General features: G+C 71.1%; 5 protein-coding genes. 1 reads left to right on the plus strand and 4 read right to left on the minus strand.

Annotation, left to right across the window (positions count from 1 at the left end):
* Positions 1-144 precede the first annotated feature (144 nt).
* A complete protein-coding gene (locus tag AAF604_24060; GenBank protein ID MEM7052761.1) occupies positions 145-1,032 on the minus strand; it encodes an alpha/beta hydrolase in 888 nt (295 codons plus the stop codon).
* A 32-nt stretch (positions 1,033-1,064) separates the two neighbouring features.
* Between AAF604_24060 and AAF604_24065 the strand changes: the two genes are divergently transcribed.
* Entirely contained in the window at positions 1,065-1,625 is a 561-nt protein-coding gene (locus AAF604_24065; GenBank protein MEM7052762.1) for an N-acetylmuramoyl-L-alanine amidase, read from the plus strand.
* A 36-nt stretch (positions 1,626-1,661) separates the two neighbouring features.
* On the opposite strand, the gene AAF604_24070 is transcribed toward AAF604_24065, so the two are convergent.
* The 3 genes from AAF604_24070 to AAF604_24080 form a co-directional block, all read right to left on the minus strand.
* Positions 1,662-2,990, minus strand: a complete 1,329-nt coding sequence (locus tag AAF604_24070) for an MFS transporter (GenBank protein ID MEM7052763.1) — start codon at positions 2,988-2,990, stop codon at positions 1,662-1,664.
* Positions 2,983-5,415 carry an ABC transporter permease gene (locus tag AAF604_24075; GenBank protein MEM7052764.1) on the minus strand — a complete coding sequence of 811 codons (2,433 nt, stop codon included), beginning with the start codon at positions 5,413-5,415 and terminating at the stop codon, positions 2,983-2,985. The genes AAF604_24070 and AAF604_24075 overlap by 8 nt, the downstream gene beginning before the upstream one ends.
* A gap of 10 nt (positions 5,416-5,425) precedes the next feature.
* Positions 5,426-13,249: amino acid adenylation domain-containing protein (locus AAF604_24080; GenBank protein MEM7052765.1), on the minus strand; the 7,824-nt coding region annotated here is incomplete at its 5' end.

Raw genomic sequence — 13,249 nt, forward strand, 5'->3', positions numbered from 1 at the left:
GCCGCCGCGACGGGAGAGGAGGCCCAAGAACCGCGCTTCTTGGGCCGGAGAGGGGCGCTCAGCCCGGGACGCGCAGTCAGGGGCGCGCAGCCCCTCTCGGAAAAAACAGCTAGCAGCGCTGGAAAAGTCGCGAAGCGGACTTTTTCAGCAGCCTGCTAGACGTCGTAGCGCCGCCACCACTTCGGACGGCGCCTCCCAGGGCACGAAGTGGCCGACGTCGGTCAGCTCGGTGAGGCGGAAGTGGCTGTAGCAGCTCGCCACCAGCTCGCGGGCGGCGGCGGGAATCACCGGATCGGCCATTCCCCAGAGCACCTCGACGGGCAGGTCCGACCTCACCTGGTCCACCTCTCGCCAGGGCGGCGGTCCCGCCAGGGAGAGGTTGGCGCGGTACCAGGCGAAACCGCTCGCGAGGTTGCCCGGACGCCGCATGTTGTCGACCATCACCGCCCTCTCGGCGGGTGAGAAGGCGCTCGCCGAGCCGGCCCAATGGCTCAGGAAGTGCTCCAGGTAGACCTCCGTGGCCCGGCGACTGGACGCCACCAGGTCGGCCGCCATCGGCAGTTGGTGGAAGTGCGCGTACCAGCTCTCGGGCTGGTGCTCCAGCGCCATGAAGTAGCGCGCGAAGCCGGGCACGATCGGATTGCCCAACACCGCACCGGCGAAGGCCTCGGGGCGTCGCCGCAGCAGCTTGTGGACCAACATCGAGCCCCAGTCGTGGCCGACCAGCCAGAGGGGCCCGCGGCCGCGCCGGTCGATCAGCGCCAGGAGATCGTCGACCACTCGCTCCAGGCGATAGGCCGCGAGATCCGCGACGTCCGGTTTGGCGCTCTCACCGCAGCCGCGCAGATCCGGCACCAGGGCGAGCCAGCTCGGCGGCAGAGCCGCCAGGACGCGGCTGTACTCCCACCAGAAACCGGGCCAGCCGTGCAGCAGCAGGACGCTGCCGTCGACCGCCGCGCCCTGCTCCACCCAGTGCAGGCGCTGGTCGCCGAAATCAGCGCGAAAATGCTCGAACTCCGTCGGCAGCTTCATAGCGGGCTCCTCTTGCACTATCTTTCGGGGTCATGGCTGTATTCGTCGACCGCCCGCTGCCCTACTGTCGAGGTCTCGAGGCTCGCGATCCGGCGACCATCGACCTGGTGGTGCTGCACTGCACCGAGCTGCCGGACCTGACCACCGCCCGCCGCTATGGCGAGAAGATTCACTTCGAAGGCTCCGGCACCGGCGTCTCCGGTCACTACTACATCGACCGCACCGGCGACATCGAGCGCTGGGTCGAAGAATCGCGCGTCGCCCATCACTGCATCGCCTACAACCAGCGGTCGGTGGGCATCGAGCTGGTCAACGCCGGACGCTACCCGCACTGGTTCGACAGCCGCCACCAGCAGCCCGAGGAGCCCTATGGCCGCGAGCAGCTCGCGGCCCTCGAAGCGCTCCTCGCTCACCTGCGGCAGGCGCTGCCAGCCCTCACTCGGCTGGCGCGACACTCGGACCTCGATCGCGGTCGGGTGGCGGCGAGCGACGACCCGCGACGCCAAGTGCGCCGCAAGATCGATCCCGGGCCGCTGTTTCCCTGGTCGCAGGTACTGGCGCGCTCCGGCCTGCAGGCGCTGAGCGCAGACTGAGTCACCGGCGCCTCGGACCCGCCTCACCAGATCCACTCAGTGGGCCGGCACCGCATCCGGGATCTCCTCCTCGAGGGCGGTGAGACGCCGGCTGGCCCGCGCCGCCACTCCCAGGGCCAGCAGGCAAACCCCGAGAAGCGCGAACAGCAATCCGATGCCGCGCCCCGGACCGACGCCCCACCAGGCGCCCAGCGTAGGCACGGCGGCACCACCGGGCAGGAGCAAGGGGCTGAAAACACCATCGGCCAGCGGCCCGGCGAGGACGAAGGCCAGCGGCGCTGTCGCCTGGGCGATCATGCGCCGGACGGCGAAAACCCGGCCCTGGAGCTCCGGCGGCACTTTGCTCTGCCAGACGGCCTGGCTGCAACCGTTGATCAGTGGCAGAAAGAACATGGCGCCGAACAGACCGACGGCGGACAGCGCCACCGAAGGACGCAGCCCGGCGAGGGTGAGGCCGAGGGCGACGGCGGGAGTGAAGGACAGGAGACCCCGTATCTTGTCCCGTGGGCCGCCCCAGGCGGTCAGCACCAAGCTCCCCGCCAGTGCTCCACCGGATCCGAGACCCAAGACCAGACCGAGCTCGGCGACGCCGGCGAAGCCCAGCACCATCGGAGTGGTCAACACCAGAGCCAGCGGAATCCACAGATTGAGCACCGCGATCAGGCCGAGGAGGCGCAGCAACCCGGGGCGCTCGCGGATGTAGATCCAACCCACCTTGGCTTCCTGCAGCAGCGCCGCCTTGGCCGCCGACGGTCGACGCTCGGGGGACGGTACCCGCAAGCAGAAGAGGATGCCGAGGGCGACCAGGAAGGTGGTCAGGTCGAGGGCGATCACGCCGGCCAGGCCGGCGATCGGCAGCAGCGCGCCAGCGGCCAACGGCGCCACCACGTCGGCACCGGTGCGGCCGAGCTGCACCATGCCGCTGGCGCGGGCGAACTGCTGTTTCGGCAGCAGCAGCGTGACCGAGGCCGAAAAGGCCGGAAACTGAAAGGCGCCACACAGGCTGACCGTCGCCGCCATGGCGTAGAGATGCCACATCTCCAAGCGGTCGCTCAGCACCAGGCCGAGCAAGACGAAGCTGGCCACTCCGGCGGCGGCGTCCGACAGCATCATCACCCGCCGGCGATCGTGGCGATCGACGAAGGCTCCGGCGATCGGCGAAATCAGGATGGCGGGCAGATTGGTCGCCAGGGCGACGGCCGCGAACCAGGTGGCCGAACCGGTCTGCTCGAACACCCACACGCCGAGGGCGAAGGCGGTCAGGCGGGAACCGAAGATCGACACCACCTGACCGGCCCACATCGCCAGAAAGGTCCGGCGGCGCGGTGAATCGCCGACGGTCGCCTCGGCGAGGCTCTCACTCATGGTGGAGCGCCGCCACCGGATCGATGCGGGTGGCGCGGCGGGCCGGCAGGTAGCAGGCCAGCAGGGTCATGGTGGCCAGCAGCACGGGAATCGCCAGGAAAGTCGTCAGGTCGCGCACCTCGAGGCCGCCGACGAGCTGTCCGAAGGCGCCCTCGGCGGCGCCCAGGGCGAGCCAGGAGAGCAGTCCACCAATCGCCACACCGATCAGCGCCAGCCGCAGGCCCTGACCGAGCACCAGCTTGAGGATGCCCTGACGGCGCGCTCCCAGAGCCAGCCGAATGCCGAGCTCGCGGGTGCGGCGTGACACGGCGAAGGCCATCACCCCGTAGACCCCGACCAGCGCCAGGGTGAGGGCGACGCCGCCGAAGAGGGCGAAGAGCAAGGCCTGGAAGCGTGGCTGGGCGATGGAATCGACCAGGCGCGCGTCGAGGGGCCGAAGATCTTCCACCGGCTGCGCCGGATCGACCTCGAGGAGGACCCGTCGCGACGCCTCGGCCAAGGCCATCGGGTCGCCGGAGGTGCGCAGCACCGGCGCCAGATCGAAGGTCGGGAACTGCGGGTAGGGAACGTAGATCTGTTCTTCCGGCGCCCCCAGCAGGCCATGATGGTTGACCTCCCCCACCACTCCCACCACCAGGCGCGGCTCGTCGAGCAATCCGGGCACGTTGAGGCGCTGACCGATGGCCGTGGACGCGGTCCAGAAGCGCTCCGCCACGGCCCGGTCGATGATCACCACCGGAGTCCCCTGGGCATCATCCGACACGCCGAAATCGCGGCCGCCGAGGAGCGGGATGGCCATCGTGTCGAAGTAGCCCGGGCTGATCATGCGAATCCCCGCCGCCGGCGTCGGCGTTCCCGGCTCCGGAATCTTGCCCTCGACCTCCGGGACACCGCGGAAGCCGAGCTTGCCGGAGCCCGGCAGGTGCGAGACCACCGCCGCCGCCTCCACCCCGGGCAGGCGCTCGAGGCGCTCGAGGAGAGCGCGGTAGTACTCCACCTTGCGCTCCGCCGGGCGGTAGGCGGTGCGCGACAGCACGGTCTGCAGAGTCAGGCGATTGGCGGCCTCGAAACCGGGATCGGACTGGCTCATGCGGTGCAGGCTGCGCACCATCACGCCGGCGGCGATCAAGACCGTCATCGCCAAGGCGATCTCGGCCACCACCAGACCGGAGCGCACCGCCTTGCCGGCGGCCGCACCATCGCCGCCGCGGCCGCTGCCGCGCAACAGAGCCTGCAACCGCGACGGCGACAGCCGCAAGGCCGGCCAGACGCCGACCAGCACTCCCGCCAGCGCCGTCACCAGGGCCACCACCAGCAGAACCCGAGGGTTGAGGGCGACCTCGTGGAGGCGCGGAATCCCGCCGGCGTCGAGGAGGCGCAGCATGCGGATCGAAAGCGCCGCCAGGGCGACCCCGAAGAGGCCTCCGGCGGTCGCCAGCAGAAGGCTCTCGACCACCAGCTGGCGCAGCAGAATCCGCCGGCCGGCACCGAGGGCGGCGCGCACCGCCATCTCGCCACCGCGCAGGGATGCCTGGGTGAGCTGCAGATTGGCGACGTTGGCGCAGGCGATCAGCAACACCAGAAGCACCGCCGCCAGCAGCAGCCACAGGAGGGGCCGCACATCGCCGACGATCTCGTCGCGCAGCGGCGTCAGGTGAATCCCCCAGCCGCTTCCCGGTTGGTAGATGCCGGGATAGTCGCGCTGCAGGCGCTGGGCGAAGACGTCCGTTTCGGCCTGGGCCTGCTGCAAGCTGAGCTCGGGACTCAGGCGCGCCATCAGCTGGACGCCGCGCATGAAGCGGGGAATCGCCGGATTGGGGGTGAACGGAACCCAGACGTCGGCCTCGACGATCTCGAGGTCGAAATCCGCCGGCAGCACGCCGACGATGGTGTGCGCCAGGCCATCGAGCTCGAGACTCTCATCGAGGACGCCGTCGCCACCGCCATAGCGCTGCTGCCAGAGGCCGTGGCTCAGCACGACCACCCGCTCTTGGGTCTCCTCTTCGCGCTGCGTGTAGGTGCGACCGACCTGGGCCTCGACCCCCAGGATGGAGAACAGAGCGGCCGAGGCGCGAATCCCCTCGACGCGCTGCGGCTCGTCGCCGGAAGAGCTCAGGTTGAAGTCCCAGGGCAACAGGCCGGCGACGTGCTCGAAGGCGCGGTTGTCGCGGCGGTGGTCTTCGAACTCGACGCCGGAGGAAGGAAACTCGGGCAGCTCCTTCTGCAGAAAGTGGTTCCACACCATCACCACGCGCTCGGCATCGGCGAACGGCAAGGGTCGCAGCAAGACCGCGTCGACCAACCCAGCGAGGGTCGAAACGGCGCCCAATCCCAAACCCAGACAGAGCACCGCGACGAGAGAGAAGCCCGGGCGCCGCAGCAGAGCCCGAACGGCGAAACGAAGATCGCGCAGCAACATGGTCATCGCAAATTCCTCAGCGGCGTGGCCGGTCGAGGGCCGGTGGCCGGCGCGCCAGGGCGGGCACCAAACCGTCGGCGGTGAGAATCGAATAGTGATCGCCGGGCAGGACGAGCTCGTCGAGGGCGGAGCCGATCCAGCGCCGCCAGGGAGCCGGCTTGCCCTGCCCCGCCGGCAGCACCAGCAGGGTGGATCCGGTGTACGGCCCGCCGCGATAACGACGCAACGCCTGGGCGTGGGCGCGGAACACGCGGTAGAGGCGAGCCAGCTCGTCGCCGCCGGGCAGACCGCTGGCGCGGGCCGCCAATGCGTCGAGATCGCCGGGCCGCTCGCCGGCCCGGGACTCGACTCCGAGGTCGAGCAGGAAGGCCTTCCACAGACTGACCTCGCGCAGTGGCCGCCGCGTCGTCGGCACCTGGGCATCGATCAGCACCAATCGCTCCGGGGTCCGGCCACGCTCCGCCAGGCGGCGCGCCATCTCGTAGGCCACCACGCCTCCGAAGGACCAACCACCGAGCAAGATGGGACCTTCGGGGCGGCGGTTCACCAGCTCCTCGACATAGAGCTCGGCGAGCTCCTCGACCCTTTCCCGAGGCCTTTCGCCGACCTCGATGCCGGGCGCCTGGAAGGCGCCCATGGGCGCTTCGAGACGCCGCGCCAAGGGCAGATAGCAGGCGATGCTCCCACCCACCGGATGAACCCAGTACCACGGCGAGGGGCGCCCGGCGGAGGGGTGCCCGGCCGAGGGGGAATCGCTGCCCGCCGCGCGCAGCGTCACGAGCTGCCCGGAGGTCTCCGCTCGCCCCTCGAGAACCAGCGCCAGCTCGCCGACGGTGGGGTTCTGGAACAGCGTCGCCAGGGCGATTCGGGTCCCCAGCTGTTCCTCAATGCGGCGCGCCAATCGCACCGCCAGCAGAGAGTGGCCGCCAAGGGCGAAGAAGCTGTCGGTGATTCCCAACGGCGAGGTCTTCAGGCACTCCTCCCACAGCTTCAGCAGGCGCTCCTCGAGACGACTGCGGGGGGCCACCCGCTCGCCGCCGGGCGCCGCCGGTAGCTCGAGGTCGGCGAGGGCCTGGCGATCGATCTTGCCGGTCGGCGACAGCGGCAGCGCGTCGAGGGCGACGAAGGCCGACGGCACCATGTGCTCGGGCAGCTCGCGGCGCACCTCGGCCTCGAGGTCGGCGGCGGCCGCCGGCGATGCCGCGTCCGGCACCCAGAAGGCGACCAGGCGGCGCGAGGCACCATCCGGCAGGTCGACAACCGCTGCCTCGCGCACCGCCGCGCTGCGCCTCAGAACCGCCTCGATCTCACCCGGCTCGATGCGGAAGCCCCGCACCTTGACCTGGCGATCGGCGCGGCCGACGAACTCGAGCACGCCATCGGCCCGCCAGCGGGCGAGATCACCGGAGCGGTAGAGGCGCGCCCCCGGCGGCCCCCAAGGGTCGGGAACGAAGGCCTGCGCCGTCAAAGCCGGCCGCGACAGATAGCCCCGGGCCACCCCCTCGCCGCCGAGATGGACCTCTCCGGGCTGCCCTACCGGCACTTCCCGGCCGGCGCGATCGAGCAAATGGAAGCGGGCCCGGGCGGTGGGACGACCGATCGGCAGAGAGGCCGACGACGGCTGCGGCGAACAGCGCCAGGACGACACCGACACGGTGGTCTCGGTCGGGCCGTAGCGGTTCAGGACGGCGACCCGTGGCAGCCGCTCCAAGACCTTGCCGGGCAGATCCGGTGGCACCGTCTCACCGCCGGTGATCAGGGTGTGGAGAGCATCGAGCCGGGCGAAATCGGGCTCGTCCCGCAGCACCTCCAGGAGGGTCGGCGGGAAGGATGCCTGGGTCACCCGATGGCGCGCTATCGCGTCCATCAGGTAGCTCGGGTCCTGCTCACCGCCGGCCTTCGCCAGCAGCACCCGGCCACCGGCCACCAGCGGACCGAAGATCTCCAGCACCGAGACGTCGAAGCTGATGCTGGTCTTCTGCAGGAAGGTGTCCTGGGCCGAGAAGTCGTGGGCGCGAGCGTAGGAAAGGCGCCGCGCCAGCGAGCGCCGGCTGATCACGACGCCCTTCGGACGCCCGGTCGAGCCGGAGGTGTAGATGATGTAGGCGGCAGCGGCGGGGTCGGCCTCGGCCGGCGCTGGCAGCGCCACCTGGTCGGGCACCGAGGGCGTCACCGAGAGCCAGTCGAGCGCTCCCGGAGGAACCTCCGGTCCGGGCTCCCGCCGCAGCCCGAAGCGCACCCGCGAGTCAGCGATCATGTGCTCCAGACGAGCCAGCGGATAGCTCGGATCGAGGGGCAAGTAGGCGGCACCGGCGGCGAGCACCGCCAGCAGTGCCACCACCATGTCGGCGCGGCGCTCGAGGTAGACCGCCACCGGCTCCTCCATCGCCACGCCTCGCGCCCGCAGGCGACGCGCCAGGCGATCGGCGGCGGTCACCAGGGCGCCGTAGCTCACCTGGCCCTCGGGGTCCACCAGCGCGACCCGGTCGGGCCAGCGCTCGGCGACCGCCCGCACCATCGCCCAGGGGTCGTCGTCGACGGCGTAGTCGGGCCCCGCATCGTTCCACTCGCGGCGCAGCTGGTGGCGCTCGCCGGGGCTGAGCAGGGGCAGCGCCGAGATGGCGCCCTCGGGATCGGCGACGGCGGCGGTGAGGAGCTGCACGTACTGGCCGGCGAGACGACGAATGGTGGTCTCGTCGAAGAGATCCCGGCGATAGGCCCAATGGCCGGCGAGGCCGCCGTCGGGCTGGTGCAGGGCGAGGGTGAGATCGAACTTCGAGGTCGTCAGGTCGAGGGGTACTGGGGTCACCTCGACCCCCGGCCAGTCCATCTCGCCGAGGTCGAGATTCTGCAGAATGAACATCACCTGGAAGAGCGGCGTGTGCGCCAAATCGCGCTGCGGCGAGAGCTCTTCGACCAGCTTCTCGAAGGGCACGTCCTGGTGCGCAAAGGCATCGAGGACGTGCTGCCGCACCCGGCCGACGAGGTCGCTGAAGGTCGGCTCGCCGGAGACATCGGCGCGCAGCGCCAGGGTGTTGACGAAGAAGCCGATCATCGGCTCCGTCTCCGGTCGCCGGCGGCCGGCGACGGGGGTGCCGACGGACAGCCGCCGCTGACCGGTGCGACGGCGCAGCAGCACCTCGAACACCGCCAGCAAGATCATGAAGGGGGTGGCCCCGAGGCGCTGGCCGAGGGCCGCGATGGCAGCGTTGACGTCCTCGGCCACCGGGAAGCGATGCACCGCTCCGAGGGTACTGCGCACCGCCGGTCGCGGTCGGTCGGTGGCCAGCTCCAGGCGCTCCGTATCGGCCAGGGAGTGACGCCAGAAGTCGACCTGCCGCTCGAGCTCGTCTCCCATCAGCCAGCCCCGCTGCCAGGCCGCGAAGTCGGCGTACTGGACGGTGAGGGGCGCCAAGGGTGAGCTTTCACCGCGGCGCGCCGCGCCGTAGAAAAGGCCCAGCTCGCGCAGGAAGATACCCGTCGACCAGCCGTCCGAAATGGCGTGGTGATGGGTGAACAGGAGGAGTCCTAGCCCGCTTTCGAGGTGCAGCAGGGTGAAGCGACAGAGGGGCCCACGCTCGAGGTCGAAGGGGACCCGCGCTTCGAGACTGGCCCAGCGGTGGGCCTCCGGCCAGCGGCGCTCCGGCGGCAGGGCCTGGAGGTCGATTCCCGGCAGCGGCGGCGGCGCCGACGGCCGAACTCGCTGGTAGGGCTCGCCGTCGTGGGTCTGAAACACCGTCCGCAGGGACTCGTGGCGTGCCACGATCGCCCCCAGGGTGGCCCGCAGGGCGGCGACGTCGAGGTCGCCCTCGAGGCGCAAGGCCAGCGGCACGTTGTAGGCCGGGGAGCCCGGTTCCAGGCGGTCGAGAAACCACAGCCGCCGTTGCGCGAAGGAAAGGGCCAGGGGGCGCGATCGATCCACCGGCGAAATCGCCGGCGGTACCGTGGCGCCGCCGCCGGCATCGATCTCCCGGGCCAGCGCCTCGAGGGTCGGGGCGGCGAAGAAGCGCGCCAGCGACACCGGCCGGCCGAAGGTCGCCTCCAGGCGCGCCGCCAGCCGGGCCGCCAGCAGCGAGTGGCCGCCGAGGGCGAAGAAATCGGCGTCGGCGGCGACCTCCTCCCGCTCTAGGAGCTCGCACCAGAACCCCGCCAGGATCTCTTCCGTCGGCGTGCGGACGCGGCGACCGGTGCCCGACTCGATGGGCAGCGCCCGCGCCGCCAGAGCGCGACGATCGACCTTGCCGTTGGGGGTCCTGGGCAGCTCTGGCAGAACCACTACCGGCTGGGGCACCGCCGGCGCCGGCAGGCGGTCGCGCAACCACGGCGCGAGATCCGGGATGTCGTCTCCGCAGACAAAGGCGACCAGCCGCTGGGGCGAGCTCAGCACCAGAGCCACCACCTCGTGCACCGCCGGGTGCTCCGCCAGCGCCGCCTCGACTTCACCGAGCTCGAGGCGGAACCCCCGCACCTTCACCTGGCGATCGACCCGGCCGAGGCACTCCAGCTCGCCATCGGCGCGCCAGCGGGCGAGATCGCCGGTGCGATAGAGCCGCGCCCCCGGATCACCGAGAGGGTCCGGCACGAAGCGTTCGGCGGTCAGCCCGGGTCGACCGAGGTAACCCCAGGCGAGGGCGTCGCCGCCCAGCAAGAGCTCGCCGGAGACGCCCACCGGAACGGCGTTGCCCGCGCCGTCGAGCACCCGCACCGTCACCCCGTCGAGGGGCCGACCGATGGGCGGCAAGCCGCGCTCCGCGCTTTCGACCTGGCTCGCCACGGTGATCACCGTCGCCTCCGTCGGGCCGTAGAGATTGGCCAGCCGATAGTCGGCGTCGGCCGGCGCCGAGCGGTGCAGCCGATCACCGCCGACGAACAGGTAGCGCAGGAACTGCGGTCGCCAGCCTGCTTGCGCCATCGCCGCCTCGGCGACGGGGGTCGGCAGGAAGACCGTGTCGAGGCGCTCGCGCTCGATCCACGGCAGCAGCCGTTCGAGGGAGATGGAGGGCGGGATCACCAGCGTCAACCCATGGCAGAGGGCGCTCCAGGTCTCCCAGACGGAAGCGTCGAAGGACACGCCGGCGACCAACGAGGAGCGCTCGCCGGGTCGCGGCGCGAACTTGCGGTGGTGCCAACGCACCAGCCCGTGCAGACCGCGCTGGGCCAGGAGGGTGCCCTTGGGGCGACCGGTCGAGCCGGAGGTATAGATGACGTAGGCGAGATCGTCCGGGGTCACATCCGGCAGCCGGACCGCTCCCTCGGCGGGCGCCGGCGGCCAGCTCTCGACCCCGATCTCGAGGCCCTCGGCACCCGCCGCGGCGACCGTGAAACGCCGCCGAGCACCGCTGTCGGCGATCATCCAGGCGATGCGCTCGGCCGGTAGATCGGGAGCGATCGGAAGATAGGCGCCGCCGGCCATCAGCACGGCGAGGGCGGCTTCGATCAGCTGCGGGCAGCGCGGCATCACCAGCGCCACCACCTCGCCGCGACGCAGTCCGCCCGCCACCAGGGCCCGGGCTCCGATGGCGGCTCGATGCTGCAGCTCGCCGTAGCTCAGGCTGCCTTCGGCAGCGCTGATGGCGAGCCCGTCGGGACGCTCCCGCGCCTGCTCCGCGAAGAGCGCCAGAACCGTCCCCTCGGCCACCGCCGGCAGCTCGACGGCCCATTCCCGGAGGAGCTGATGGCGTTCTCCAGAGGACAGCAGATCGAGCTCCGCGAGGGGAACCGTGGGCGCGGCGGCGAGGGCCTCGATCCAGCGACCGAGCTGGCTCGCCAGACGCTCGATGGTGGTGCGATCGAACAGATCGGCGGCGTACTCGAGGGTACCCCGGCCGTCGCCGTCGAGGGCGCAGGTGAGATCGAACTTGGCGTGGCGCGACGGAATCTCTCGACGCCTCACCACGGTCTCTCCGAGCACCGGCGCGGGAGCCGGCGGCTGCAGCGAGAAGACCGCCTGAATCAGCGGGGTGAGGGACGGATCGCGCTCTGGGGAGAGCTCCTCGACGAGCGTTTCAAAGGGCAGCTCGCGATGGTCGTAGGCTTCCAGGAAAATCACCCGTAGACGCCCGAGAAGCTCCTCGTAGCTGCCTCGCCGGGTGTCCTCGAGGCGCAGCACCAGGGTGTTGACGAAGAAGCCGACCAGGCCTTCGAGGTCGGGATGATCGCGCCCGGCGACGGGGGTTCCGAGCACGATGTCGGACTGCCCGGTCCAGCGCCCGAGGAAAGCGAAGTAAGCCGTTGCCAAGGTGACGAAGAGGGTTTCGCCGCGGCTGCGACCATAGGCCTCGAGGGCGGCGACGGCGGTTCCGGGCAGCGCGAACCGCAGGCTCGCCCCGCGCGGCGAGCGCTGCGCCGGCCGGGGCCGGTCGAGGGGCAGCTCGAGGGTCGGGGCATCGGCCAGCCGAGCCAGGGGCCGCTGCAAGAGCTTCTCGACGGTGGTCTCGTCGAGGCGGCGATTCTGCCAGCGAGCGTAGTCCGAGTACTGCAGCGGCAGGGGCGCGAGGTCGGCCTTCTCGCCGCCGCGCAAGGCCCCGTAGAGTCGGTTGAGCTCCGCATCGACGACGCCCAGGGACCAGCCGTCACTGGCGATGTGATGGAACACCCACAGCAGGCGGTGGCGCTGTGCCTCGAGGCGCAGCCAGCGAAAGCGACAGACCTCACCGGCGGCGAGACGGAAGGGCCGGAAGCACTCCGCCGCGGTGAGGCGATCGGCCTCGGCGCGACGGCGGGTCGGAGGTAGCGCGCTGAGGTCGATGCCGGCGGCGACCGTCGCCGGGATCTGCAGCGGCCGACCACTGCCCGCCTCCGAGATGGCACAGCGCAACACCTGGTGGCGCTCCACCAGTCGGCGACAGGCGACCGCCCAGACGGCGCCATCGAACTCCCCCCGGACCTCGAACTCACTCGGCATGTGGTACGCCGACGATTCCGGATCGAGGCGGTCCAGGAACCACAGCCGGCGCTGGGCCGGCGACAGCTCGACGGGCCCCACGACGGGCTCCCGTCGTGGCCCCTCGGCGGCACCGCCGGATGCCTGGTCCAGGAAGGACGCCAGATCGGCGATGGTGGGTGCCGCGAATAGCTGCGACAAGGGCACCTCGACCCCGAAGCGAGCGCGCAGGCGAGCCACCAGCCGGGTGGCGAGCAGGGAGTGCCCCCCGAGGTCGAAAAAGCTGTCGTGCACCCCCACCCGGTGGTGGCCGAGAATCTCGCCCCACAGGGCCACCAGCATCTCCTCCCGCGGGCTGCGCGGACGATCGGCGGTGCCGTCCCGGTCGACTTCCTGGGCGACGGCGATGGCCGCCCGGTGGCCGAGCTCGATGCGGTCGACCTTGCCGTTCGGGGTGATCGGAAAGGCGTCGCAGAAGACCCACGCCGACGGCACCATGTAGCGCGGCAAACGGCCCGCCAGATAGTCGCCGAGCTCCTGTTGGTCGCCGACGATGCAGGCCACCAGGCGTTTCTCATCGGAGCCATCACCGAGCACCAGGACCTGAGCGTCGGCCACTGCCGGATGCTCGAGGAGCGCCGCCCGCACTTCGCCGGGCTCGATGCGAAAACCGCGAATCTTGACCTGGAAATCCATCCGGCCGACAAAGTCGATCACGCCGTCGGCCCTCTGGCGTACCCGGTCGCCGGTCCGGTAGAGACGCTCCCCGCACCCCCCGAAGGGATCCGGAACCCAGCGTTCGGCGGTCAGCGCCGGCCGATCGAGATAGCCGCGGGCGAGGCCGGCACCGCCGATCAGCAGCTCGCCGGCGGCTCCCGGCGGCACCGCCTCGCCGGCCGCATCGACGATGTAGAGCTGGGTGTCGGCCCCTCGGGCGCGGGACCGCGGTGGCGGGCC

This window comes from Acidobacteriota bacterium, assembly GCA_039028635.1.
Taxonomy (GTDB): Bacteria; Acidobacteriota; Thermoanaerobaculia; order Multivoradales; family JBCCEF01; genus JBCCEF01.

Coding starts and splice junctions, on each gene's coding strand:
- AAF604_24070 (MEM7052763.1), bottom strand. CDS start 2,990: ATGAGTGAGAGCCTCGCCGAGGCGACCGTCGGCGATTCACCGCGCCGC.
- AAF604_24065 (MEM7052762.1), top strand. CDS start 1,065: ATGGCTGTATTCGTCGACCGCCCGCTGCCCTACTGTCGAGGTCTCGAG.
- AAF604_24060 (MEM7052761.1), bottom strand. CDS start 1,032: ATGAAGCTGCCGACGGAGTTCGAGCATTTTCGCGCTGATTTCGGCGAC.
- AAF604_24075 (MEM7052764.1), bottom strand. CDS start 5,415: ATGACCATGTTGCTGCGCGATCTTCGTTTCGCCGTTCGGGCTCTGCTG.